The 24,072-nt window shown below is 60.8% G+C and carries 21 protein-coding genes; 8 read left to right on the top strand and 13 right to left on the bottom strand.

What is annotated here, in order from left to right:
* Positions 1–154: 154 nt before the first annotated feature.
* Positions 155–1,027, top strand: coding sequence for a hypothetical protein (locus FHT78_RS13690; protein ID WP_183744565.1), 873 nt, complete (start codon positions 155–157; stop codon positions 1,025–1,027).
* 23 nt (positions 1,028–1,050) lie between these two features.
* Here the strand turns inward: FHT78_RS13690 and FHT78_RS13685 are convergent, their stop codons facing one another.
* The 5 genes from FHT78_RS13685 to FHT78_RS13665 form a co-directional block, all read right to left on the bottom strand.
* On the bottom strand, positions 1,051–1,197 hold the full coding sequence (locus tag FHT78_RS13685) for a hypothetical protein (protein ID WP_183744562.1): 147 nt from the start codon (positions 1,195–1,197) through the stop codon (positions 1,051–1,053).
* A 66-nt stretch (positions 1,198–1,263) separates the two neighbouring features.
* Entirely contained in the window at positions 1,264–1,455 is a 192-nt protein-coding gene (locus FHT78_RS13680) for a hypothetical protein (protein ID WP_113427356.1), read from the bottom strand.
* A 134-nt stretch (positions 1,456–1,589) separates the two neighbouring features.
* Entirely contained in the window at positions 1,590–2,465 is an 876-nt protein-coding gene (locus FHT78_RS13675; RefSeq protein WP_183744558.1) for a uracil-DNA glycosylase, read from the bottom strand.
* 68 nt (positions 2,466–2,533) lie between these two features.
* Positions 2,534–3,829 carry an Hsp70 family protein gene (locus tag FHT78_RS13670; RefSeq protein WP_183744555.1) on the bottom strand — a complete coding sequence of 432 codons (1,296 nt, stop codon included), beginning with the start codon at positions 3,827–3,829 and terminating at the stop codon, positions 2,534–2,536.
* Between the two features lie 145 nt (positions 3,830–3,974).
* A complete protein-coding gene (locus tag FHT78_RS13665; protein ID WP_183744552.1) occupies positions 3,975–4,865 on the bottom strand; it encodes a LysR family transcriptional regulator in 891 nt (296 codons plus the stop codon).
* Positions 4,866–4,969: 104 nt separating this feature from the next.
* Here FHT78_RS13665 and blaOXA point away from each other — a divergent pair, with 104 nt between their 5' ends.
* Complete coding sequence (gene blaOXA, locus FHT78_RS13660; RefSeq protein WP_183744549.1) at positions 4,970–5,794, top strand: class D beta-lactamase; 825 nt, start codon at positions 4,970–4,972, stop codon at positions 5,792–5,794.
* 36 nt (positions 5,795–5,830) lie between these two features.
* Here the strand turns inward: blaOXA and FHT78_RS13655 are convergent, their stop codons facing one another.
* Both FHT78_RS13655 and FHT78_RS13650 read right to left on the bottom strand, forming a co-directional pair.
* Positions 5,831–8,950, bottom strand: a complete 3,120-nt coding sequence (locus FHT78_RS13655; RefSeq protein WP_183744548.1) for an efflux RND transporter permease subunit — start codon at positions 8,948–8,950, stop codon at positions 5,831–5,833.
* Positions 8,947–10,263, bottom strand: coding sequence for an efflux RND transporter periplasmic adaptor subunit (locus FHT78_RS13650; protein ID WP_183744545.1), 1,317 nt, complete (start codon positions 10,261–10,263; stop codon positions 8,947–8,949). Before FHT78_RS13650 ends, FHT78_RS13655 begins: the two co-directional genes overlap by 4 nt.
* A 296-nt stretch (positions 10,264–10,559) precedes the next feature.
* Here FHT78_RS13650 and FHT78_RS13645 point away from each other — a divergent pair, with 296 nt between their 5' ends.
* Positions 10,560–11,441: an aminoglycoside phosphotransferase family protein gene (locus FHT78_RS13645; RefSeq protein WP_183744542.1), complete on the top strand. Its 882-nt coding sequence runs from the start codon at positions 10,560–10,562 to the stop codon at positions 11,439–11,441.
* 9 nt (positions 11,442–11,450) lie between these two features.
* Here FHT78_RS13645 and FHT78_RS13640 read toward each other — a convergent pair whose 3' ends face one another.
* Positions 11,451–12,239: an SDR family oxidoreductase gene (locus FHT78_RS13640; RefSeq protein WP_183745354.1), complete on the bottom strand. Its 789-nt coding sequence runs from the start codon at positions 12,237–12,239 to the stop codon at positions 11,451–11,453.
* Positions 12,240–12,494: 255 nt separating this feature from the next.
* On the opposite strand from FHT78_RS13640, the gene FHT78_RS13635 reads away from it, so the two are divergent.
* Positions 12,495–14,159, top strand: a complete 1,665-nt coding sequence (locus tag FHT78_RS13635) for an electron transfer flavoprotein-ubiquinone oxidoreductase (RefSeq protein WP_183744539.1) — start codon at positions 12,495–12,497, stop codon at positions 14,157–14,159.
* 212 nt (positions 14,160–14,371) lie between these two features.
* The gene (locus tag FHT78_RS13630) at positions 14,372–14,992 is read left to right on the top strand and encodes a L,D-transpeptidase (RefSeq protein ID WP_183744536.1); all 621 of its coding nucleotides are present in this window, start codon (positions 14,372–14,374) and stop codon (positions 14,990–14,992) included.
* Between the two features lie 74 nt (positions 14,993–15,066).
* Here FHT78_RS13630 and FHT78_RS13625 read toward each other — a convergent pair whose 3' ends face one another.
* A complete protein-coding gene (locus FHT78_RS13625) occupies positions 15,067–15,972 on the bottom strand; it encodes a DMT family transporter (RefSeq protein ID WP_183744533.1) in 906 nt (301 codons plus the stop codon).
* Between the two features lie 97 nt (positions 15,973–16,069).
* On the opposite strand from FHT78_RS13625, the gene FHT78_RS13620 reads away from it, so the two are divergent.
* Positions 16,070–16,591: an Lrp/AsnC family transcriptional regulator gene (locus tag FHT78_RS13620; RefSeq protein WP_183744530.1), complete on the top strand. Its 522-nt coding sequence runs from the start codon at positions 16,070–16,072 to the stop codon at positions 16,589–16,591.
* 379 nt (positions 16,592–16,970) lie between these two features.
* Here FHT78_RS13620 and mgtE read toward each other — a convergent pair whose 3' ends face one another.
* Together mgtE and FHT78_RS13610 are read right to left on the bottom strand one after the other, a co-directional pair.
* The gene (gene mgtE, locus FHT78_RS13615; RefSeq protein ID WP_183744527.1) at positions 16,971–18,344 is read right to left on the bottom strand and encodes a magnesium transporter; all 1,374 of its coding nucleotides are present in this window, start codon (positions 18,342–18,344) and stop codon (positions 16,971–16,973) included.
* 307 nt (positions 18,345–18,651) lie between these two features.
* The gene (locus FHT78_RS13610) at positions 18,652–19,665 is read right to left on the bottom strand and encodes a zinc-binding alcohol dehydrogenase family protein (protein WP_183744524.1); all 1,014 of its coding nucleotides are present in this window, start codon (positions 19,663–19,665) and stop codon (positions 18,652–18,654) included.
* Between the two features lie 105 nt (positions 19,666–19,770).
* On the opposite strand from FHT78_RS13610, the gene FHT78_RS13605 reads away from it, so the two are divergent.
* The gene (locus FHT78_RS13605) at positions 19,771–20,172 is read left to right on the top strand and encodes a helix-turn-helix domain-containing protein (RefSeq protein WP_183744522.1); all 402 of its coding nucleotides are present in this window, start codon (positions 19,771–19,773) and stop codon (positions 20,170–20,172) included.
* Here the strand turns inward: FHT78_RS13605 and FHT78_RS13600 are convergent.
* Positions 20,140–21,360 carry an MFS transporter gene (locus tag FHT78_RS13600; RefSeq protein ID WP_183744520.1) on the bottom strand — a complete coding sequence of 407 codons (1,221 nt, stop codon included), beginning with the start codon at positions 21,358–21,360 and terminating at the stop codon, positions 20,140–20,142. The genes FHT78_RS13605 and FHT78_RS13600 overlap by 33 nt on opposite strands.
* Positions 21,361–21,667: 307 nt before the next feature.
* Between FHT78_RS13600 and FHT78_RS13595 the strand changes: the two genes are divergently transcribed.
* Entirely contained in the window at positions 21,668–22,612 is a 945-nt protein-coding gene (locus FHT78_RS13595) for a diacylglycerol kinase family protein (RefSeq protein ID WP_183744518.1), read from the top strand.
* A 102-nt stretch (positions 22,613–22,714) separates the two neighbouring features.
* Here FHT78_RS13595 and FHT78_RS13590 read toward each other — a convergent pair whose 3' ends face one another.
* Positions 22,715–24,061, bottom strand: coding sequence for a glutamine synthetase family protein (locus tag FHT78_RS13590; RefSeq protein WP_183744516.1), 1,347 nt, complete (start codon positions 24,059–24,061; stop codon positions 22,715–22,717).
* Positions 24,062–24,072 lie beyond the last annotated feature (11 nt).

Raw genomic sequence — 24,072 nt, 5'->3', positions numbered from 1 at the left:
TCTTAGGATATCGCTTCGCCCGAAAATATGGATATGAAAGTGAATTACTTTCATTTATTCAAAGCTATGCATAATCGATAGGCCATAGATGCCGGGGGAGTTTCGGTATCGCTGCTCCGAACGCTGGCTTGCGAGCGAGGGTGAGGAAAAGCATATGGCGTTCACGGCAGAGCAACTGGCGCAGAACCCTTCCTTTGTGGTGAGCATTCGTTTCCTGGCCGGGCAAATGCGCGGCTTGTTCGATGCGGGGCCGCGGCTGGCGCGCCTGCTGGCCTCGCATCAACGCTGGCTGCTGACGCAGACGGCCTATGCGCTGCATCTGGAATATAATCCGCAGGACCCGACTTCAGGTTTCACTGCCGTTCGGCTGACCGGCAAGATCACGGCACACAAGATTGCCAGCCGCAACACGGTGCTGGCCTTCATCGAAGAGCTCTTTACCTACCGCTTCATTACCCATACGCCCGGTGACGAACGCCGCCGCCCGCGCCATTTCGAGCCGGCCGAAGTCAGCCATCAGGCAATGTTCGGCTGGTTGCACTCCAACCTCGGGGCGCTTGACCTCATCGATGGCGGAAACCGGGCGACGTTTCTACATGAAAATCCTGTGCTTTTCCGCCGGATCCAACCGCGTGTCGCCTATAACTGCCTCGAAGATAGCAGATGGCGCGAACCGCCTGAACAGGTGGCGCTATTCCTCTGGACGGAAGCGGGCGGTATGGTCATCGATCATTTCATGTCCCGGCTCGATCTCGAGGGAAGCGATCCGGCACGGCTCTCGATCGGCAGGGTGGAGACCCGCCCGCTCGCCGGTGATTTCATGATGTCGCGCACGCATCTCCAGCGGCTGCTCGCCAAGGGTGCCCAGCGCGGCTGTCTCGGCTGGCACGACGAGCCGAGGAAGTCGCAACTGTGGCTGTCGCGCGATTTCCTGAGGGAATATGTCGGCTGGCAGGCGATCAAGTTCGCCTATGTGGACGAAGCCTTCGAATGGGCAAAGGCGAGATTCGAGGCCGAAAACTGCTGAAGTAATTCCAGCAAACTGTGCTCTCAGAGCGCGATCGCGGAAGCCGGGGTCATGGCCTCTGGCGGTGTGTCGGAAAGCTCGCGACGATATTCGTGAGCAGCACAGACGGCAGCACGGATATGCTCGAAGGAGTGTATATTGCGCAGCAGTGAAATCAGAATTGTGGACATCTGTCGTTACTTTCGGAAATACGAAAAGGCAGGCGAACCGCCTGCCGGATCATCATTCCGGAATCTTCAATATTCCTGGAAATCGGCGAAAATCGCGGCCGGACGCGAGGTACGGCTGCTGATGCCGGTGCCGCGGGCGATCATCTGTTCGTTTGTGGCAAAGCCGAAACGGCTGTAGCCCTGGGTAGTGCGAACCTGATCGCTTGCTTGGCGCAGGGTTTCAAACCCGCAATGTATAGGACGAAAACGCTTGCTCATGGCCTTGGTTCCTGTTCGTTCCTCCCAAGACACGCCTTCTATATTGCAGTGCAGCATTGATTCTTCAATGCACCCTTGCAGGATGCAGCCATGCGTATATTGCATGGACAAATTCATAATATTTTTAAACTTGGCTAATTTGTAAGCAGAGACAGCTCTTTAAGTCTAGCCTGAAAGGCCAGCAGATCGCTCCAGGCCAGCCGCTTATTGACCGGCGCGGTTAACAGGTCCTGCGGATGCAGGCTGGCGATGGCCGGAATGATCTGATCTGCGACAGCGATCTCCTTCCACCGGCCGCGAAGCCCGTGAATCGTGTCATTCTCGCCGAAGAAGAAGCGCGCCGTGTAATTGCCGAGTAGCAAAATGGCGCGCGGTTCGGCAAGCGCGATCTGCCGCTCGATGAAGGGACGGCAGATTTCAGTTTCGGCCGCCGACGGCATGCGGTTGCCCGGCGGACGCCAGGGAATGATCTGCGTCAGGAGAATGGCTGACCGCTCAAGGCCGATCGAGGCCAGCATCCGGTCCAGCAACTGGCCCTGCCGGCCGGCGAAGGCCGTGCCTTCGCGCTCGTCGTCCGCACCCGGCGCCGGACCGATCACCATGATACCGCTTGCCGGATTGCCGCTCGCGAAGATGGTCGAGCGGGCGCTGTTTTTCAGATTACAGCCATTGAAGGCTTCGAGCGCCGTCTTGAGTTCTGCAAGCGAGCGGGCGCTCGCGGCCGCGAACCGCGCCTGCTGCACCGCGTCGCCGTCAGGGATTGCCGGTTGCGGCCGCGAGGCAGGAGCTGGTGCGGCCGCGCGCTGCTCTGGTGCAGGGCGGGCGGGTATTTGCCGTTCCGGCTGCGGCTGTGTGGCCGGAGCTGCCGAACGGCGTGCCGCCTTCATCGCCTCGAATTCGGCGAAACGGTCGACGGGCTCTTCCTCCAGCAGCCAATCCACACCCGCTTCCGCATGGAAATGCAGAAGCGCTGCAAGTTCGGCCGGACTCAGGTCGTTGGCGGAGATCATGGTGCGACTTTAGCGGAGCGAAAACGGCAATGAAAGGGCGGGCAGAGCAGCCCACGCCCTTTCGCCCGTTATTGCACAGTCCATTGGTCGATATCGCTGCGTTCGCCGATCAGCGCCAGACCATGGGCGATCGACAACAATTCGCCGCCGGTCTCGATCTTGTCCCTGTCGAAGCGCTCGGTGAAGATGCGCCGCACGGCCGGCACGAACGACGTCCCGCCGGTCAGGAATACCTTGTCGATGCCGGATGCATCCGTATTGGTCTTTTCCAGCACCTCGTCGAGCGCGCCTTCGATGCGGGCGAGGTCGTCGACGATCCAGCTTTCGAAATCGCTGCGCTTGATCGTGCGGTGGCCGCCGCGCCCAAGCGGAGCAAAATCGAAGGGGGCTTCCTCTGCGGAGGAAAGCGCCATCTTCGTTGCCGAGACCGCCTGATAGAGCGGATAGCCTTCGTCATGGTCGATGAGATCGACAAAGGTTTCCAGCTTCTCCGGTTCCAGCGCCGTGCGCACCAGCTTCTTCAGATCCTCGAATTCCCTGGAGGTCTTGAAGATTGACAGCTGGTTCCAGCGGCTGAAGCTCGCATAGTAGTTCGAGGGAACCTCAAGGATTTTGTCAAAGCTCTTGAAATGGCTGCCCTTGCCGATCAGCGGCGCGACGATATTGTCGATCATGCGGGCGTCGAAATGATCGCCTGCCACGCCGACACCGGAATGGCCGATCGGCGTTGCCGTCAGTTTACCTGCCTTGGTCTCGAAGCGGATCAGGGAATAGTCGGTCGTACCGCCGCCAAAGTCGGCGACGAGAACGGTCGCATCGGACTTCAGGTTCTGCGCGAAGTAGAAAGCAGCCGCAACAGGCTCGTAGACATAGTGAATTTCCGGAAAGCCGAAGCGCGTCAGCGCCTCGTTGTAGCGCTGCACCGCCAGCACCGGATCCGGACTGGCGCCGGCAAAATGCACCGGGCGGCCGGCGATGATGCGGCTGGTATCATCGGGCCAGTTCTCGCCTGCGTAATGGCGCAGGCGCCGGATGAAGATTTCCATCAGGTCTTCGAAGCTCTGGCGCTTGCCGAAGATGATCGTGCCCTGGAAAAGCGCGCTTGCCGCAAAGGTTTTGATCGACTGCAGGAAACGACAGTCGCCGGGATTGTCGATGAACTGCTGGATTGCCGCGTGCCCGGCCTCGACCTTCAGCGCCGAAGCACCGAGTTGCGGATCCTTCATGAAGGAGAGCGCGGTGCGCATGCTGTCGGCCGTGCCGGCGCTGCTGGTCAGCGATATGGAATGCGTGTCTGCGCCGCCATCTGCCAGCGCCAGAACAGTATTGGTCGTGCCGAAGTCAAGCCCGAGCGCCCGTGCCATGGCCGTGCTCCCTATCAGATCTGTCGAAAATCATTAAACCGGGGCAGGTGCCCCGAAATACGAAAGGGCGCCTTATGGTGCGCCCCTGACATGTTGTGAGAGGCGCGTGATCGCACAGGAGAGGGTGGAAAGCAACCCGACCAAATTACTTTCCGACGTGTGCGCGCGTCTCCTCGGCCATCCTGCCGATCCACTTGCGGAACATCTCCATGGCGGGCGTGACGGAGCGGGATTTGAGCCGCATCAGCCAGTAGCTGCCCTTGGAAATCCAGATCGGGAAGGGCTGCTCCAGCTCCCCCGCTGCAAGCTGGCGGGAAAACATCAAGGGTGGCGCCAGCGCAACCCCCGCACCCTGGAGCGCCGCCTCGATCATCAGCACGGAGGAATCGAAGACCATGCCCCGGATCGGCGGCGGTGTGACGCCTGCCGTCTCGAACCAACCAGGCCATTCGTCGGCGCGGTAGGAGCGCAGCAGTGTCTGATGGGCGACATCGTCAGGGGAGGAAAGCTGGCGGGCGATTGCGGGAGTGCAGAGCACCGAGAGCGGCGCTTCGAACAGCGGTTCGGCCTCTATGTCGTGCCAGGCGCCATTGCCGAACTTGATCGTATAGTCGAGCCCTTCAGCGGCAATATCGACGCGGTTGTTGTTGGTCGAAAGCCTGAGATCGATAAAGGGATATTGCTCGCGAAAATCGGCAAGCCGCGGCAACAGCCAGCCGACGGCGAGCGTGCCGACGGCGCCGAGCTTCAGCACCTCGCGCACATGGCCGCCCTCGAAACGCTCCAGCATGTCGGCCATGCGGTCGAAGGAATCCTGCAGGGCAGGCAGGAGCGCCAGCCCTTCCTCCGTGATCATCAGCCCACGCGGCAAGCGGCGGAACAGGCTCACCCCGAGGCGCTGTTCCAGGAGCTTCACCTGATGGCTGACGGCCGCCTGCGTAACGCAGAGTTCGATCGCCGCCCGAGTGAATGAAAGATGCCGCGCCGCCGCCTCGAAGGCGCGCAGCGAGTTCAGCGGCAAATATGGTCGAACCATGGCAATGGCCTAATCTGATTTATGCCTGACCGGAAATATCATCGTTTGATCGGGCCTTCCAGGCCGGCCTAGAAAGCTGAGGTCGAACCATATGGAGAACGAAAGTGGCCTTCGAAAGACTTCTTCTTCTGGCAATTTCCATAAGTATTACAGCATTTTCCATGAATGTATCGTCGGCCGATGCCGCTGATCCGATCCGCTGCACCGTCATCATCGATGAGAAGACCGGCGAGACGATTTACCGTCAGGGCAATTGCGATCAGGGCTTCTACCCGCAATCGACCTTCAAACTGCCTTTGGCCATGATGGGCTATGATGCCGGCATTTTGGTCGATGAGCATAATCCGCTCTGGACATACGATCCGAAGCTCAAGCGACCGCAGCGCGAGCAGAAGGACACTGACCCGACCATCTGGGAGCGGGATTCCATCGTCTGGTTCTCACAGGCGCTGACCCGCAAGCTCGGCAAGCGCGCCTTTGCCGATTACGTCAGGCGCTTCGGCTACGGCAATGAGGATGTCTCGGGCGGTCCTGATAACACGGATGGGCTGACCGAATCCTGGCTGATGTCGTCGCTCAGGATCTCCGCCGAGGATCAGGTGCGCTTCCTGCGCCGCTTCCGCACCGGCAGCCTGCCGATCTCGCAGCGCGCGCGGCAGATGACGGAGGCCATCGTGCCGCATTTCCAAGCGGCCGACGGCTGGGATATCCAGGGCAAGACCGGCGCCGGCTGGCTGCGCAACGCGGCCGGCAAGACCAATTATGAACGGCCGCTCGGCTGGTTTGTCGGCTGGGCGACGAAGGGTGACCGGCGGCTGATCTTTGCAAGGCTCTATATCGCCAATCACCGCTACAGTGACAATCCCGTCAGTTTCGAGACACGGGATTCACTGGTTACGGATTTGCCAAAGCTGGTCGAAGGCCGCTGATGCGAAAAGGGCGCCGGAAGGCGCCCTTTTGTCTGTTTACTCCGCGGCGATCGCCCTCGTTTCCGCTGCCACATGCTCTTCCTCCTTCTTCTGGCCGCTGAGCATGCGGTGGAGGAAATTCCCGAAGCGGTCCATTTCGACGAAGATGACGGGTGTGATGAACAGCGTCAGAAGCTGCGACACGATCAGGCCGCCGACGACGGCGATACCGAGCGGCTGGCGCAGTTCCGAGCTCGCACCCGTGCCGAGTGCGATCGGCAGGGCACCGAGCAGGGCGCAGAAAGTCGTCATCATGATCGGGCGGAAGCGTCGCACGCAGGCTTCGTGGATCGCTGCCGTCGCCTTCTCGCCCGTCGTTCGCATGGTTTCCACAGCCACGTCGATCATCATGATCGCGTTCTTCTTGACGATGCCGATCAGCATCAGGAGGCCGATGAGCGCTATGATCGACAGGTCGAAGCCCATGATCTTGAGCGCCAGAAGCGCACCGAAGGCCGCCGCCGGCAGGCCGGACAGGATGGTCAGCGGGTGGATGAAGCTTTCATAGAGCACGCCGAGCACGACATAGATGGTCAGCACCGCCGCCAGGATCAGATAGGGCGTATTGCCCTGCGACTGCTGGAAGATCTCTGCCGTGCCGCCGTAGGAGGTGAAGACGTCGGCCGGCATGTCGAGGTCCTTCTTGATCTGATCGATCCTCGCCGTCGCGTCGCTGAGCGATACGCCTTCCGGCAGGTTGAAGGAAACGGTGGTCGAGACGAGCTGGCCCGTCTGGTTGATGGTGACGGGTCCGACCGTGCGCTCGACATGCGCAAAGTTCGAAAGCGGCACCAGGCTGCCATTGGAAGAAGCGACCCGAATTTCCGAGAGCTTCTGATCATCCCAGGGCTTGCTCGTGTCATATTCGACGATGACATCGTAGCTGTCGCCCGTCGACTGGATCTCCGCGGCCGCAAAGCCACTGAAGGATTCCTGCAGCGTCGTGCGCAGCGTGTCGTTGTCGATCCCGTAGGCTGCTGCCCGCTCGGTATCGATGACAATGCTCGCCTGCAGCGCATTGTTCTGCGCATCCGAGGTCACGTCCGTGAACAGGCGGTCGGCGCGCATCGCCTGCTGGATCTTGCCGGCCCATAGGTTGGTCTGGTCGGCGTTCAGCGCCTGGATGACCAGCTGATATTGGCTGGCAGTCTGACGGCCGCCGAAGCGCAGGCTCTGGTTCGGTGTCACGAAGGCCTGCAGGCCGGGGATCTTGTTGATATCAGTGCGCAGCTCGCGCAGTGTCCGGTCAAGCGGTTCACGCTGATCCTTTTCCTTCAGTTCGACGAACATCGAGCCGTTGTTCTGGGGTTTGTTGGGGTTGCCGCCGATCGTCGACATCACGTGGTTGACGGCCGGGTTCGCCTTGACGACCGCCGCCGCCTGCTGCTGCAGGGCCTCCATCGCCGAATAGGAAATATCTTGTCGCGCCTGCGTGCTGATCGTCAGGCGCCCGATATCTTCCTGCGGGAAGAAGCTCGTCGGCAGCGTCATGAAGAAATAGACGGTCAGCGCGACGGACGCGAGGAAGATCCCGAGGATGAAAGGACGATGGCGAAGGCACCAGCCGACTGCATTGTCATAGCCGCGCAGCGTCCGCTCGAAACCGGCATCGAAGATGCGGATGAGCAGCGGCGGGCGACTGTGGTTGTTGGAAAGGCGCGAGCCGAGCATCGGCGTCACCGTCAGCGACACGATCGCCGAAGCGATGATGGCAATCGCCACCACCATGCCGAATTCGTTGAACACGCGGCCGACGACACCGCCCATCAGCAGGATCGGGATGAAGACCGCGATCAGCGACACCGACATGGAAATGATGGTGTAGCTGACTTCGCCGGCACCCTTGATCGCCGCCTCCCGCACCGGCATGCCTTCCTCGACATGGCGCAAGATGTTTTCCAGCATGACGATCGCGTCGTCGACGACGAGACCCACCGCGAGCGTCAAACCCAGCAGCGATATGTTGTCGATGCTGTAGCCGAGCACGTACATCATGCCGAAGGTCGAGATCAGCGACAGCGGAACGGCAAGGCCCGGAATGATCGTAGCCGTTGCATGACCGGTGAAGAGATAGATGACAAGAACGACGAGGCCGATCGTCAGAAGCAGCGTGAACTTCACGTCGGCGATGGCATCGCGGATCGGCTTTGCGGCATCGTTCATGATGACCGTGTTGACCGAGGGCGGGATCTCGGCGTGAAGCTGCGGCAGCTTGGCGTTGATCGCGTCGACGACGTCGACAGTATTGGCATCCGGCTGGCGCTGGATGGCCAGGATGATGCCGCGCTGGCCGTCATACCAGCTGCCCGTATACTGGTTCTCGACGCTGTCCTGGACATCGGCAATATCGCCGAGATGGATCGGCGCGCCATTCGGATTGGCGATGACCAGAGAACGGAACTGCTCGGCGTTGGTGCGCTGCGTATTGGCCGTGATGGTCATGGCCTGCGAATTGTTCTGCAGCGTGCCCACGGGCTGTTGGCTGTTGGCAGCGGCAAGCGCCTTGTTGACGGTATCGATGCCGATACCGCGGGTGAGCAGCTTGTTGGGGTCGACCTCGACGCGCACGGCATAGGTCTGCGCGCCGAAGACGCTGACCTGGGCGACGCCCGGAAGCGTCGACAGCGATGGCGAGATGATGTCTTCGGCGATCTCGTCGAGCTTGCTGCGCGGCATGGTATTGCTTTGCACCGAAAGCAGCATGATCGGCGCATCGGCCGGGTTGGTCTTGCGGTAACTCGGCGGCGTCGTCATGTTGTCGGGCAGCTGCCGCGTCGCATGCGAAATGGCCGCCTGCACGTCGGCGGCGGCCGCATCGATATCGCGGTTCAGGTCGAATTGCAGCACGATACTGGTGCTGCCGAGCGAACTCGACGCGCTGATCTCGCTGATGCCGGGGATCGTTTCGAACTGCTTGATCAAGGGTGTCGCGACCGAAGTCGCCATCGTCTGCGGCGAGGCGCCGCTCAGCTGCGCCGAGACGTTGATAGTCGGAAAGTCGACCTGCGGCAGAGCCGCGACCGGCACGAGCCGATAGCCCGCAAGACCTGCCAGAATGACGCCGATCGCAAGCAGCGTTGTTGCGACCGGGCGCTGAATACAGAAATTCGGGATCATTGCTGAGCCCCCACCGCGATCGTCTCGGCCTGCTGCTGTTGCTGAGGCACGTCAGCGGAAGCGACATCAAGCGTCTTGTCGTCGAATTGCTCGCTGACCGCCTGCTGGTCGTTGAGCTGGCCCTGGCCTTCGACGACCACGTGGTCGCCCTCCGAAAGGCCTGACGCGATGGCCGTGAAGCCCCCATTGGCGCGGGCGACGGTCACAGGCGTCAGATGCGATTTGCCGTCCTTGGCCACGAAGGCAAAGAAACCGTCGGGGCCGGGGCTGACGGCAACCGTCGGCACGACCACCTGCTGCTCGTCATTGTTGAAATGCACGACGATATTGACCGACTGGCCGGGCCACAGAGCGCCGGAGGCATTTTCGAACTTCGCTTTGGCAAGGATCGTGCCTGATGCGGTGTCGACAGTGTTGTCGTAGAAGCTGATCTCGCCCTTGCGCACCTTTCCCTTGGTGGAATTGGGTGCCGTGCTGACTTCGACCGGACCGACGGCCAGCGCTTTCTTCAGTTCACGCAGGTAACGTTCCTGCAGGTGGAACTTCACATAGATCGGATCGTATTTGGCAATGGTGACGATGGCCGCACCGGCATTGACGAAAGCGCCCTTGCTGAGGGCGATATCGCCGAGCCTGCCGTCGAAAGGCGCACGAATATCGGTATGCTCGAGGATGACCTGGTCCGAGGCGAGCGTAGCCTTGTCGGCTTCGACGGTTGCGGCCGCAGTATCACGGGCAGCCTTGGCCTGATCGAGGCTCTGCTGGGTTCCGGCCTTCTGGTTGAAGAGGTCCTGCGCCCGGGTCAGCGCCGTCTCGGATTCTGCGAGCGTTGCCGTATCGCGCACGATCATCGCATTGTCCTTGTCGACGGCGGCCTTTGCCGTGCGGTCGTCCAGCTTGGCGATCAGGTCGCCTTCCTTGACCGTCGCACCGTCTTCGGCTTCGATGCTGACGACGAGGCCCTGTTCCTGCGCGGCAATCGTCGTATTATTCTCGGCATCGGCCCAGCCGGTCGCCGTCACATCCATGGGCAGAGCGGCCTTCACGGCTGCCACGGTCTTGACCATAGTGGGGCCACCGGCACCGCGCCTGCGCCCGCCACCCTGCTGTTGACCACCCTGCTGCCCGCCGCCGCTTTGGGCCTGATCGGCCTGCGCCTGCTGATGGCCGCTATGCTGCCCGCCCTCAGGTTTGTCGATGAGCTGTGACAGATAGGGGATATCGGACGCATAGGGGATTTTATCCCCGAACTGCCAGAAGCCAACTGCGGCCACGGCTATAATGCTGACGGTGATCCAGAAAAATTTCTTCATGGGCGAGACCGGTTTTGTCTTGGGCAGATTGCATGATTTTCTACGCTGATTGAGCCGCCTATATTGCGGCGCAAAAAAGACATAATCACCCCCGCGGTGATCACTAACCAGTTATAACGGCTTAAATTTTCGTAATGAACATCCTGTAATATTCAAGCTATACTAATATATATTTGGGTAGGCAGCGTCGTCCACCTGGTGACCTGCCAAGCGCAGACTGCATTGGCGAACCACTTTTGAGCTGCACTGCAGATCTCGCGCGGGATGGAACCTGGAAAACGCAGAGGCAGGCAGTCATGGCTGAGTTGAATGCCGGTGAATTTCGCTCACTCATCACCAACATCTTTCCGGAGCTTACGGCTTCCGTTTTCAGGCTCGCGACGAAGGGCTGGGACTCGATAGCCATCGATGTAGATGACCGCCTGATCTTCAAGTTTCCGCGCAATCCGGCCGCCGAACGGGCGCTGCTGAAGGAGGCCGCCCTTCTCGGCATCCTTGGGCCGTCGCTGTCGATCGCGGTCCCCGATATGCGCATCCATGACGGCCCGCCGATCTTCTCCAGCCACGCCAAGATCCAAGGCGAACATCTCATCACCGACGATTATGAGGCTCTGCCGAACGCGGCCCGCCAGCGTCTCGGCGACGATCTCGCCCGCTTCTATGCCGAACTGCATGATCTCGATGACGACCGCATGCGTGCGCTTGGTGCCGGGCCGATCCTGCCGTGGCAATCGCCCGAGACCGTCAGGGACAAGGCCCTGCCGCTGTTATCCTCTGAATTGGCAAGCTATGCGGAAAAGATCATCTGGGATTTCCAGGCATTGCCTCCTGATCCTTACGGCAACACCTACGGCTTCTTCGACGGTCACGGCTGGAATATGGCCTTCGATCATGCTGCGGGCAGGCTGAACGGTCTCTATGACTTCGCCGATTCCGGCTTCGGGCCGCTGCATCAGGAATTCATCTATTCGAACTTCATCTCACCCGATCTGACGGCGCGTATCGTCTCGGCCTATGAGACGCTGACAGGTCGCCGGCTCGACCGTCGGCGCATCGCCATTCTGACCGGCTTCCATCGCCTGTCCGAACTCGCCGAACTTGCGGATGATCCCGCCTATATCGGCGCAAAGATCGATAGCGTCACGGCATGGGCCGCTGCTTCGGCCCATGCCGGATAATGCAATCAGTCAGACGGAACGCGCCGCACCGCCGTCGCAACGGATCAGCGAGCCGGTGATGTAACTTGCCGGCTGGCTGCAGAGGAAGGCGGCCGTTGCGGCGAATTCCTCGACCTTGCCGTACCGCCCGACCGGAATGCGCGCTTTCTTCTCTGTGCGGATGTCTTCGACGCTCTTGCCGGTCCGCTTTGCGGCGGCACCATCGAGATCGTCGAGCCGCGCGGTGAGGATGCTGCCGGGCAGCAGCAGGTTGGTGGTGACGCCATGGCCGGCCACTTCCGATGCCAGCGTCTTGCTCCAGCCGGCAAGGGCCGGGCGCAGCGTGTTCGACAGCGCCAGATTGGCGATCGGCTCGATCACGCCTGAAGAGGCGACCGTCAAAATGCGACCCCAGCCCTGCGCCTTCATGCCGGGAAGAAGCGCGTTGGTGAGCGTGATGACGCGCGCCACCATCGAAAGGAAATAGGTTTCGAGCTTTTCCGGCGTCATGTCCTCGGTCGTGCCGGGCGTCGGGCCACCGGTATTGTTGACGAGGATATCGAGCCCGCCGAACTTCTCCTGGACGGCAGCCGTGACGGTCTGGACGAAATTATCATCGGAAAGGTCGGCCCAAATCCAGTCGGCCTTGCCTTTGCCTTCGGCGTTGATCGCCTTGCAATTGGTTTCGAGCTGCTCGCCGCTGCGGCCGCAAAGGAGAACGTTTGCCCCTTCCTGCGCCAGCGCCTTCGCAATGCCGAGCCCGAGGCCGCGCGAGGAAGCCAGTACGAGTGCGCGTTTGCCTTTGATGCCGAGATCCATGACTTCCTCCATTTCCTGTCGCCTCTCTATAAGGCGCAAGTCCCGTGAAAGAAAAGCTCGAAGAGGCGCTTTCACGGCCCTCAAATAATTGACGTTAACGTAAGCGTTATATAATCTTTTGTGTTAGGGAATATCATTGTGCGAATTGGAGGATTGGCTGTCGCTTCCCGGCTCGACAATGTTTTCCGGTTTTGACAAGAGAATAGCTTAGAATGGGGATGAACGGCCTTGAGAAGGCCGAGCGGAGACGGATTGATGACTGAAATGACTGAGCTGCCGGAACGCGAGAGCATGGAATTCGACGTGGTGATCGTCGGCGCCGGTCCGGCCGGCCTTTCGGCCGCCATCCGCCTGAAGCAGGTCAATCCGGAACTTTCCGTCGTCGTCCTGGAAAAGGGCGCTGAAGTCGGCGCCCATATCCTCTCCGGCGCCGTCGTCGACCCCATCGGTATCGACCGCCTGCTGCCCGGCTGGCGCAGCGAAAGCGACCATCCCTTCAAGACCGAAGTCAAGGACGATCATTTCCTGCTGCTCGGCCCGGCCGGTTCCATCCGTCTGCCGAACATCATGATGCCGCCGCTGATGAGCAATCATGGCAATTACATCGTATCGCTTGGGCTTGTCTGTCGCTGGCTGGCGACGAAGGCGGAGGAACTCGGCGTCGAGATCTATCCCGGCTTTGCCGCCACCGAAGTGCTCTACAACGATGAGGGCGCCGTCATCGGTGTTGCGACGGGCGACATGGGCATCGAGAAAAATGGCGAGCCCGGCCCGAACTATGCGCGTGGCATGGCGCTCATGGGCAAATATGTGCTTGTTGGAGAGGGTGTGCGCGGTTCACTCGCCAAGCAGCTGATCGCCAAGTTCGACTTGCAGAAGGATCGCGAGCCGCAGAAATTCGGCATCGGCATCAAAGAGCTCTGGGAGGTGAAGCCCGAGAACCACAGCCGAGGCCTCGTGCAGCATTCCTTCGGCTGGCCTCTCGGCATGTCGACGGGTGGCGGCTCGTTCCTCTATCACCTGGAAGACAATCTCGTCGCCGTCGGCTTCGTCGTCCACCTGAACTACAAGAACCCCTATCTCTACCCCTTCGAGGAATTCCAGCGCTTCAAGACGCATCCGGCGATCCGCGGTACCTTCGAGGGCGGCAAGCGCCTCTCCTATGGTGCGCGCGCCATCACCGAAGGCGGCTATCAGTCGGTGCCGAAGCTTTCCTTCCCTGGCGGTGCGCTGATCGGCTGTTCGGCGGGTTTCGTCAACGTGCCGCGCATCAAGGGCAGCCACAATGCCGTGCTCTCAGGCATGATGGCGGCTGACCGTATCGCCGCAGCGATTGCATCGGGCCGTGCCAATGACGAAGTGGTCGAGATCGAAAACGACTGGCGCAAGAGCGATATCGGCAAGGACCTGAAGCGCGTGCGCAACGTCAAGCCGCTCTGGTCGAAGTTCGGCACGGCCGTCGGCGTGGCTCTCGGCGGTCTCGACATGTGGACGAACCAGCTCTTCGGCTTCTCCTTCTTCGGCACCCTTGGTCATGGCAAGACCGACGCCGCCTCGCTGGAGCCTGCCTCGCAGCACAGGAAGATCGACTATCCGAAGCCGGATGGTGTGCTGACCTTCGACCGCCTGTCCTCCGTCTTCCTGTCGAACACCAACCATGAAGAGGACCAGCCGGTCCATCTTCAGGTGAAGGACATGGCGCTGCAGAAATCTTCCGAGCTCGGCGTCTATGCCGGCCCGTCGACCCGCTACTGTCCGGCCGGGGTCTACGAATGGGTGGAAAATGACGGCGAAGAGACCTTCGTCATCAACGCCCAGAACTGCGTCCACTGCAAGACCTGCGACATCAAGGACCCCAACCAGAACATCAACTGGGTGCCCCCGCAAGGTGGCGAAGGGCCGGTCTATCCGAATATGTAAGGTCGCGTGGTTTTCGGCGCCGTAAATCCGGCGCCGAAAAGGTGATGAGAATTTTCCTGCGCTGTCGAGTAACTCTCAGGCAATCGTCGAGTAGTGCGCTGCTTATACCTGATAACGCATTCGTTATCTCTTTTCGTTCCGCTCATTTATCATTTCATTAACCATAATCTCCTTAGCTTGCGACATCTTCTTGACGCACTAAGGACACGTTCATGACGATCTCGCGCCGGGGCTTCCTGATCGCTCTGCCCCTCTTTGTCGCCGGTTGCTCTTCGACCACTCTGAACAGCCAGACGAATTATGCCGCCCTTCCGGATGAGAAATTCCCGCTGAGGCAGGTGCCCATCGATCAGATCAAGCCGGAGCTGCGTCGCACCGAAGTCGCCTATGAGGGCGACTATGCGCCGGGCACTATCATCGTCGATACGCCGGCGCGGCGGGCCTATTACATTATCGGGGATGGCCGCGCGATGCGTTACGGCGTCGGTGTCGGCCGCGAGGGTCTTGCCTTCGCCGGCAATGCCTATGTCGGCCGCAAGGCGGAATGGCCGAGCTGGACGCCAACGGAAAACATGCAGCGTCGCGAGGAGCGTTATCGCAAGCTTGCCGCCGGCATGCCGGGCGGCCCGAACAATCCGCTCGGTGCGCGCGCCATGTATCTCTATCGCGGCGGTAACGACACGCATTTTCGGATCCACGGCACCAACCAGCCGCAATCAATCGGCCTTGCCATGTCGAGCGGCTGCATCCGCATGATGAACCACGATGTGATCGACCTCTACAGCCGCGTCGAAGTTGGCGCCAGGGTCGTCGTCATCCAGGCGGCAGCCTGAGGCTTAGGCCCGAACAGGTATACAAAAAGCCGCCGCAGCGGATCGCTGTCGGCGGCTTTGTTTTGGGCGAATGCTCAGCGGCGCTTGGCAGCGATGCCGGTCGAAAGTGCGACACCGATGCCGGTGATCACGGCGGCACTGATTTCGGCAAGGCCCATCTGCTCGCCGAGCAGGAAGCCGCCGCCGAGCGTGGCCAGCACCGGCGTCAGTGCTGTAAAGGCGGCAGCCTGTGTTCCGCCCAGGGTGCGCACCGCCGTGCCATAGGCGACCATGGCAACGAGACCGGAAAGAATGCCCTGGCTCAGCACCTGCAAGCCGACGTCCGGAAGCGAGGCTTGCGGCAGCGAGATGCCGAAGACCAGTGCCAGCGCAGCCATGATCAGGAAGGACCAGACCGCGATCAGCGCGCTCGCCTGAATGGCCGTCAGACCCGAGCGGCGGAAGGCATGGGTATAGCTTGCCCAGAGAACGGCGCCTGCCGGCAGCAGCACGAAGCTCGTCCAGGGCAGGGAAGCATCGGCAAGGCTGCGCACCAGCAGGATCAGCACACCGGCGACGATCGCTATTAGCCCGGCAATCCGCGTGGCATCCGGCCGTTCGCCGAAGAGCAGAATGCCGATCAAGGCGGTGGCGAGCGGCATGGAGCCGCCGAGCAGGATGCCTGACGAGGCGGCCGGTGTGGAATGAATGGCAAGCGTCGTCACCAGGAAGAAGATCGCGCCGCAGCCGGCGACCATGATCGCCAGCAGATGCAGCGGCAGGCCCTTCGGCAACAAGCCGGTTTTCATCCAGACAGGCGAAAGTGCGAGTGCCGGAATGCCGAAGCGGATGAGGCCGATATCGAGCGAGCCGAGCGGCGTCGCAGCGCTGTGGCGCGTCGCCAGAAACCATGTCGACCAGATCAGCACCGTCACGGTGCCGGCGGCATAACCCAGTCCCTGCGAAGGTGACTTCTCATTGGAAAATGCGATCGTGCTCATCGTTCTGTCCTTTCCTCCGTTCCGGATGTCGTCCGGTTGAAAAGAACATTAGCGCCAAGCGCCGAAGCATGTCCTTGCTATCTATGGCTCGAAAAACATGATACGCGCAATGTTCTGCCAATTCATGCCGGCGAGTTTCGCAATTATGCCAAATCTCGATAAATTCGATATCGCCATCCTGAAGTGCCTGCAGGAGGATGCGCGTGCCACCAATGTCGAAATCGCCGAGAAGGTGAACCTCTCGCCGTCACCTTGCCTGCGCCGCATCCGCAACCTTGAAAAGCTCGGCGTCATCCGCCGCTATACGGCCGATATCGACCGCAAGGAGGTCGGCCTTGGTCTCACCGTCTTCGTCGAGTTCAAGGTCGCCCGTCACAGCAAGGAGAATTCCGAGGCGCAGCAGGCAGCACTGCTCGCCATTCCCGAGATCGTCTCCTGCTTCCTGATTTCAGGCACGGCGGACTTCCTGGCGGAAGTGGTGGTCGAAGATCTCTCCGCCTACGAGCGGTTGCTGACGGAGACGCTGCTGACTCTGCCGAACGTCACGGATATCAGGTCGAATTTCGCTATCCGCAGCATCAAGACACATGGACCGCTGAAGCTGCCCGAAGGCAGTTGATGCCCCCGAAAGTCGACGCACCACCATCATGGTCTTCCACGATCTCGATCACGCCGCCGAATATGCCGACCACATCGGCATCGACGCCGTCGCTATGCGTTGAAGCGATGAGATGGAGCTGATCTTGCACAGAACGAACCGGATCAATGGCTCTCTGCATAGGATGCATAGGATGCATAGGATTTTTTGTACGCCGTGTGGGAAATGTCAGATGATGACATGACAGATGTGTATCCGACATTTCCTATAGAGCGTGTAAAACTGCCTATGCATCCTATGCATCCTATGCAGGCATTGAAGACCTCGTCCGAATTGCATCAGAACAAAGCTCTCGATGCGGAGGATTTCAGGCCGGCCGGCCTGAAATCTGAAGCCGGGTCTACAGCAGTGTCCCGCTGAGGATCAGCAGCGCCACCGAGAAGTAGATGACGAGCCCGGTGACATCGACCAGCGTGGCAACGAACGGAGCCGAGGCCGTTGCCGGATCGAGCCTGAGTTTCTGCAACAGGAACGGCAGCATCGAACCCGACATGGAGCCGAAGGTGACGATGCCGACAAGTGCGGCAAAGACCGTCAGGCTGACCAATTGCCAGTGCGGGCCGTAATCGTAGAGCCCGGCCGTCTGCCAGAAGATAACGCGGATCATGCCAACGAGCCCGAGGATGGCACCGAGCGTGACGCCCGTCGGCAGTTCGCGCAGCAGCACCCGCCACCAGTCGGAGAGCTTCAGTTCGCCGACGGCGAGCGCCCGGATGATGAGCGAGGTCGCTTGCGAGCCGGAATTGCCGCCGGAGCTCATGATCAGTGGAATGAAGAGCGTCAGCACGACGGCTTTTTCCAGCTCGCCTTCGAAATGCTGCATGGCGCTTGCCGTCAGCATTTCGCCGAGGAAGAGGGCGCAAAGCCAGCCCGCCCGCTTGCGGATCATGCCGCCGAAGGTGATCTTCATATAGGGCTTGCCGAGCGCTTCCATGCCGCCGAACTTCTGAGCAGCTTCGGTCGTATCAGCAATCATCGTGTCGATGACGTCATCGACCGTGACGATGCCGAGCACCATGCCATGGTCATCGACGACGGGCAGCGCCAGGAGGTCGTGCTTACGGATCAGCCGTGCGACATCCTCCTGCTTCATCAGTGCATTGGCCGAAACCGGCGTGCCCTTCTGAGCAACGGACAGGATCGAGGCATCGGGCTCGCCGGTGATGAGGCGGCGCAGCGTCACCACATGCATCAGCGTGCCGGAGTTATGGTCAAGGACATAGATGGCATAGACGGTTTCGCGCGAGCGCTCGACCTGCCGCACATGGTCCAGCGTCTGGGCAACGGTCCAGTCGTCGGGCACGCTGACGAATTCCGTCGTCATGATGCTGCCGGCCGTGCGCGGCGGATAGCCCATCAGATGCTGGATGGCAACGCGGACGGGTTCTTCTAGGCTGGAGAACAGGCGCACGCGGTCATTGACGTCGAGCTCCAGCAGGACGTCGGCGACGCGGTCGTTCGACATGCCGTGCAGCAGGCGGGCCGAATCCGTGCTGTCCATCAGCGCCAGAATGGCAGGCGCATTGCGCAGCTCAGGGCGGTCGAGAATGTTGACGGCATAGTCCTGCGGCATCCGCGAAAGGATGCGGCCTGCTTCTGCCGGGGCGAGCCCGTTCAGCGATTCCACGCGCTCGGCGATGGTCGCGACACGGCTGTTATTCATGAAGGCACGGGCGGCATAGCCGGCCCGCAGGGGGAAGCGATTGATATTCATTGGCTCGCCTTTCCGTCGATCCGCCGTAGCGTCCGAACGGGCGAGCCTGGAGCGTCCAGGTCAGCGCACGACGGCCGCGTACGGCAAAGGCAATCGACTGCTACTGTCGCTTGGCATCGTGATGATGGCTCCGTTGATATCCGTGCACGACATGCGTCATCCACGTGTCACACTAGGTGGTCCCGAATGCGGAAAAAGTCAAGTTGCTTAAATGCTTAACGCCAGAATGCCGCACCCTCGGCGCGGCATTATAAGTCAGCATCCTTTACGCAATATTTCGAGCGTCGGAAAAGGCCGGTTTTCGGCGTCAGAATCCGGCGAGAACCGCCTTGCCCTTCATCTTGCCGCTTTCGACCATCGCATGTGCCTTTTTCAGGTTCGCGGCGTTGATCGTACCGACGGTCTCCGACAGCGTCGTGCGGATCTTGCCATTGTCGACCAGCTCGGAAATCCTGTTCAGGATCTTATGCTGTTCGATCATGTCAGGCGTGCCAAAGAGCGGACGGGTGAACATCAGCTCCCAGTGAACCGAAGCCGCCTTGCGCTTGAAGGGAACGATATCGAAGGTCTTGGGATCGTCGATCAGCCCGAAACGGCCTTGCGGGGCGAGCACCTCGACAATATCGGCGACATGCTTGTCCGTATTCGTGGTCGAGAAGATGAAGCCCGGCGCGCCGGCTCCGAGCGCTGCAACTTGCGGCGCGATCGGCTGCGAGTGGTCGATAACGTGATGGGCGCCGAGTTCCCTGACCCAGGCTTGCGTTTCCGGACGCGAGGCCGTGGCGATGACCGTGAGGTCCGTCAGCGCGCGGGCGATCTGGATGGCGATCGAGCCGACACCGCCCGCACCTCCGATAATGAGCAGGGCAGGGGCCGCGCCCGAGACCGGATCAGACACGCGCAGCCGGTCGAACAGCATTTCGTAGGCGGTGATCGAGGTCAGCGGCAGCGCGGCCGCCGCTGCGAAGTCGAGGCTTTTGGGTTTGCGGCCAACAATACGCTCGTCCACGAGCTGGAATTCGGCATTCGAGCCGGGGCGATTGATGATGCCGGAATGGAAGACCTCGTCGCCCGGCTTGAACAGTGTCACATCCGAGCCGACTGCCTTGACGATACCGGCAGCATCGAAGCCCAGCACTTTCAACTGGTCGGCGGACGGCGCCGTGCTGGCGCGGACCTTCACGTCGACGGGGTTGACGGAGACGGCCTTGATTTCAATGAGCAGATCATGGCCCTTGGCCTCGGGTGTGGGCAGTTCGACATCGATCAGCGAGGTTTCGGCGGTGATCGGCTGTGGAATCTTATAGGCGACGGCACGCATCTTTTGAAACTCCTGTGTTCATTGCACGAGAGCTAGATGCGACCTATGTTCCGGCAACGCAAGAATGCACAAATTCTGTACGTAGTACCAAAAAGGATACTGTAAATGTCGCTGCCGCGCGCCAAGCTGGTCACGAATTTCCCTGGTTGCCCGGTCGAGGCGACGCTGACTTATCTCGATGGAAAGTGGAAAGGAGTGATCCTTTTCCACCTGATGGACAGGACTTTGCGCTTCAACGAGCTGAGACGCCACCTGCCTGCCATCACCCAGCGCATGCTGACGAAACAGCTGCGCGAGCTCGAAGACTCCGGTCTGATCTCACGAACAGTTTACCCGGTCGTTCCGCCGCGCGTCGAATACGCGATGACGCCGCTCGGCGCCACGCTGAAACCCGTCATCCGGGCGCTTGCCGCCTGGGGTGATGAATTCGTTTTCTGCAGCCCGGAAGGCCGGGAACTGCGTATCGCAAAGGCTCTAAACGAGCCGGCTGCGGAGCTCCAGGCGTAGCGAGGCCGCGAAAACGAAGAGGCCGAGGAAGGACAGGACGGCGCCGACATAGCCGGTCGCCGCAAAGCCATAGCCAGCTGCAATGACAAGACCGCCGAGCCATGCGCCGAGCGCGTTGGCGATGTTGAAGGCCGAGTGATTGGAGGCGGCGGCCAGTGTCTGCGCATCGGCTGCGACATCCATCAACCGCGTCTGCAGCGCAGGGCCGGCGGCAAAGCCGCAGCCGACGAGGAAGACGCAAAGCCCGAGCATGTAGGGGTTGGAAGCCGTTAGAGAAAACATCGTCAGCACAACGATATTATAGACCAGCGAGCCGCCGATCGTGCCGAGCAGCGACTTATCGGCAAGCCATGAACCGATGACATTGCCGGCATTCATGCCGACGCCGAAGAGCACGAGCATGAGCGCAACGGCCGTTTCCGGCAGCATCGCCACCTGCGTCGTCGTCGAGGCGATATAGCTGAACATCGCGAACATGCCGCCATAGCCGACTGCGGCGATGCCAAGCGTCAGAAGGATCTGCGGACGGCGGAACGCGCCGAGTTCACGCAATGCGCTTGCCCCTTCGGCAACCTTGTCATGCGGTACGTAGAACCAGATGAGGGCGACCGTCACGAGACCGATGATGCCGACAGTGAGAAAGGCCACCTGCCAGTCGAGCACCTGGCCGAAAAAGGTGGTCAGCGGCGTGCCGAGCAGGGTTGCGACCGTCAGGCCGAGCATGACGCGGCCGACAGCCCGCGCGCGGCGATGAACCGGCACCATGGAAGCGGCGACGAGCGCTGCGACACCGAAATAGGCGCCATGCGGCAGGCCGGTGACGAAACGCAACACTGCGAAGCTTTCGAATGTCGGCGCGACGGCGCTCAGGATGTTGCCGACAGCAAAGAGCATCATGAGGCAAAGCAGCAGCGTGCGCCGTGCCATCTTGGCGGCAAGCACGGCAATGACGGGCGCGCCGATGACGACGCCAAGGGCATAGGCGCTGATGACATAACCGGCCTGCGGGGTCGTGACCGAAAAAGTATCGGCGACGTTTGGCAGCAGGCCCATGATCGCGAATTCGCCGGTACCGATGCCGAAGCCGCCGGCGGCGAGCGCCAGCTGCACCAGTGCGACGGTCATGGCCGAGGGCAGGGCTGCCTCCGGTTCGGAATCGACGGAATCGTTGACGGCAACCTGGCTCACGGGCGGTCCTCGGAGGGTCTAAGCTTGGCAATGGCCGCTGGCGTTGAGCGCAGAACCGGTCATTTGGAATTGGCAGGCAGAAATGGCGGGAGGTGGAGGTCCTGTGACCTCCAGTTTTCCATTTATTGAACGCAAAGCTGAACGCGTCGAGTGCTTTTTTTGCAGTGCAGCGTCCTGCTATCCGCATACGTCCATTGCAATATTTACGTTTCGGCGATGTGACGGGGCAAACCGTCCGGCTTGAAATCGCAGGTGCATCAACCATCTCTTGAGGGCAGGGACAGAGAGGATAGGAAACAATCACCTCATGAGGCTCGTCGGCTTTTTCAATCGCGACGGCGGTACCTTCAGAACGACGGACATGCAGGCCTATGAGAAGCGCGCGGAGGAGGTCTTCCGCGATGCCGGGCATGATTTCGAGGCGATCGTCTTTTCCGGCAGCGAGATCGTTCCCGCCATGGAGCGTGCCGCACGGCGCGACGATATCGACGGTATCGTAGCCGGCGGCGGGGACGGCACGATCTCAGCCGCTGCATCCATCGCCTGGAAGAACGGGGTGGCGCTTGGCGTCGTGCCGGCCGGCACCATGAATCTCTTTGCCCGCTCGCTGAAAGTGCCGCTCGATATCTGGCAGGCCCTCGATGTGCTCGCTTTCGGTGAACTGGACAATGTCGATATCGCCAGCGCCAACGGAAGGCCGTTCATCCACCAGTTTTCCGCCGGTTTGCATGCGCGCATGGTGCGCTACCGCAATTCCTACAGCTACCGCTCCCGTCTTGGAAAAATGCGCGCCAGCACCCGCGCCGCCTTCGGCGTCGTGTTCAACCCGCCGGAATTCGAGGTGAGTTTCGAGGCCGCCGGTATGCGAGAAACCCGACGCGTCTCGGCGATCTCAGTCTCGAACAATCCCTTCGGCGAGAACGCACTGCTCTATGCCGACAATCTGCGCAGCGGCGAACTCGGCTTCTACACGGCAAAACCGCTGAAACCGCTCGGCGTCGCACGATTGGCGATCGACATGCTGCGCGGCAAGTTCCGGGAAAACGATGCGGTCATGGTCCTGCACCCGGCCGAGGTGCATCTGCACTTCCCGAAGCTGCGCGCCAAGGCGAATTGCGTGATGGACGGCGAGCTTCTGCCGCTGGAGCGTGATGTCACCGTCAAGTTGCATCCCGGCGAATTGAAGGTCCTTGTCAAGCAGGGATTGGCCGTACAGGAAGGCGAGGGAGAGCGGCGCGAGCCGGCGGCCTGACCCTCAGAGAGAGCGACGCCGGCGAATGACATGTGTCTGAATGCGGTTGCGGAGTTCTTCGGCAAGGTGCGGCTCTTGGCAGTTGATGCCAGAGGCCCGACCCTAGAGGCGCGCAAGATAGGTGCGATAGTCGAAATCCGACACCGTGCGCAGGTACGCTATTGCTTCCTTGTACTTCGTATCGCCATACAGCTTCCGATACTTATCGCCGAAGATATTGGCGATGAAGGCCGACTGCCGGAAGGCGTCTACCGCCGTCAGAAAATCATGGGTCAGACGCTTCGCGCCCGGTGGTGCATAGGCGGGCGTCGTTTCCTCGCCGGGATCGAGATCTCCGTCGATGCCGAGCAGCATGCCGCCGAGAATGGCTGCGAGCAGAAGATACGGATTGGCATCGGCACCCGCCACGCGGTGTTCGATGCGCGCCGCCGGCCCGTTGCTGTCAGGAATGCGGATTGCCGTGCCGCGATGCCCGCTGCCCCAGGTGAGGTCGGTCGGCGCGAAGGATCCCGGCTGGAAACGGCGATAGGAATTGGCAAAGGGCGCGAAGACAAGCTGCGCCTCCTGCATGGTCTGTAGCATTCCTGCCGTCACCGATTTTAAAAGCTTGGGCTCGTCGCCTTTGGCATCGAGAATATTGTTTCCATCCCTGTCGATGATGCTCGCATGCACATGCAGACCCGATCCGGCATGGTCCGAATAGGGCTTGGCCATGCAGGTGGATTTCAGACCGTGCTTGCGCGCCGCCTGCTCGGCAATGCGCTTCAGGTAAAGGCAGTCGTCGGCCGCAGCCAGCGCATCGGGCCGGTGCAGCAGGTTCACTTCGAACTGGCCGGGGCCGAACTCCGCCGTCGTCGCCTCCGCCGGCAGGTTCATCGCCTTGGCATAGGCACGCAGCGTCTGAAGATAGCTGTCGAGTGCATCGACAGCGCTCATGTCATACAGCTGGAAACCGTTCGGATCGCCGCGATAGGTAAGGCTTGCAGGCGGGGAGGGAATGCCCGTCTCACGCCAGTTCTCCTCGATCACATAGAATTCCAGCTCGGTCGCGACGACGGGCGTCAGCCCGCGTTCGGCATAGCGTTCAAGCACGGAAGCGAGAATGCCGCGCGGATCCATGAAGCTGCGGCTGCCGTCGAATTCGTGCATGGTGGCGAGCACCTGCATGGATCCTTCGGGCGCCCAGGGCACCGGAGTCAGGCTGCGCTTGTCGGGGATGGCATTGCCGTCGGGATCGCCGATCGTCAGCGACAGGCCGGTGATGTCGTCATTGTCGTCACCCCAGATATCGAGAGACTGCGTGGAGGTCGGCAGGCGGATATCGCCCGCCCAGACCTTCTTTTCGGCCGAGAGCGGAAGCTGCTTGCCGCGCAGATCGCCATTCATGCCGACAATCAAAATCTCGAAACGCGGATCGCCCGCTTCAGCCTCTTTGCCGTTGCTCGCCATGACCTTGAAAA

This window comes from Rhizobium sp. BK196, assembly GCF_014193255.1.
Classification (GTDB): Bacteria; Pseudomonadota; Alphaproteobacteria; order Rhizobiales; family Rhizobiaceae; genus Rhizobium.
Note: the sequence above shows the minus strand (reverse complement) of the source record. Positions and strands in the feature narration are given on the sequence as shown.

Bases quoted from the DNA above. Each gene is read 5' to 3' on its own strand.
- FHT78_RS13645 (WP_183744542.1), top strand. From the start codon at position 10,560: ATGGCTGAGTTGAATGCCGGTGAATTTCGCTCACTCATCACCAACATC.
- FHT78_RS13640 (WP_183745354.1), bottom strand. From the start codon at position 12,239: ATGGATCTCGGCATCAAAGGCAAACGCGCACTCGTACTGGCTTCCTCG.
- FHT78_RS13635 (WP_183744539.1), top strand. From the start codon at position 12,495: ATGACTGAAATGACTGAGCTGCCGGAACGCGAGAGCATGGAATTCGAC.
- FHT78_RS13665 (WP_183744552.1), bottom strand. From the start codon at position 4,865: ATGGTTCGACCATATTTGCCGCTGAACTCGCTGCGCGCCTTCGAGGCG.
- FHT78_RS13650 (WP_183744545.1), bottom strand. From the start codon at position 10,263: ATGAAGAAATTTTTCTGGATCACCGTCAGCATTATAGCCGTGGCCGCA.
- FHT78_RS13655 (WP_183744548.1), bottom strand. From the start codon at position 8,950: ATGATCCCGAATTTCTGTATTCAGCGCCCGGTCGCAACAACGCTGCTT.
- FHT78_RS13620 (WP_183744530.1), top strand. From the start codon at position 16,070: ATGATACGCGCAATGTTCTGCCAATTCATGCCGGCGAGTTTCGCAATT.
- FHT78_RS13610 (WP_183744524.1), bottom strand. From the start codon at position 19,665: ATGCGTGCCGTCGCCTATAAGATTCCACAGCCGATCACCGCCGAAACC.
- FHT78_RS13625 (WP_183744533.1), bottom strand. From the start codon at position 15,972: ATGAGCACGATCGCATTTTCCAATGAGAAGTCACCTTCGCAGGGACTG.
- FHT78_RS13595 (WP_183744518.1), top strand. From the start codon at position 21,668: ATGAGGCTCGTCGGCTTTTTCAATCGCGACGGCGGTACCTTCAGAACG.
- mgtE (WP_183744527.1), bottom strand. From the start codon at position 18,344: ATGAATATCAATCGCTTCCCCCTGCGGGCCGGCTATGCCGCCCGTGCC.
- FHT78_RS13690 (WP_183744565.1), top strand. From the start codon at position 155: ATGGCGTTCACGGCAGAGCAACTGGCGCAGAACCCTTCCTTTGTGGTG.
- FHT78_RS13675 (WP_183744558.1), bottom strand. From the start codon at position 2,465: ATGATCTCCGCCAACGACCTGAGTCCGGCCGAACTTGCAGCGCTTCTG.
- FHT78_RS13685 (WP_183744562.1), bottom strand. From the start codon at position 1,197: ATGTCCACAATTCTGATTTCACTGCTGCGCAATATACACTCCTTCGAG.
- FHT78_RS13630 (WP_183744536.1), top strand. From the start codon at position 14,372: ATGACGATCTCGCGCCGGGGCTTCCTGATCGCTCTGCCCCTCTTTGTC.
- FHT78_RS13670 (WP_183744555.1), bottom strand. From the start codon at position 3,829: ATGGCACGGGCGCTCGGGCTTGACTTCGGCACGACCAATACTGTTCTG.
- FHT78_RS13680 (WP_113427356.1), bottom strand. From the start codon at position 1,455: ATGAGCAAGCGTTTTCGTCCTATACATTGCGGGTTTGAAACCCTGCGC.
- FHT78_RS13590 (WP_183744516.1), bottom strand. From the start codon at position 24,061: ATGGCGAGCAACGGCAAAGAGGCTGAAGCGGGCGATCCGCGTTTCGAG.
- FHT78_RS13605 (WP_183744522.1), top strand. From the start codon at position 19,771: ATGTCGCTGCCGCGCGCCAAGCTGGTCACGAATTTCCCTGGTTGCCCG.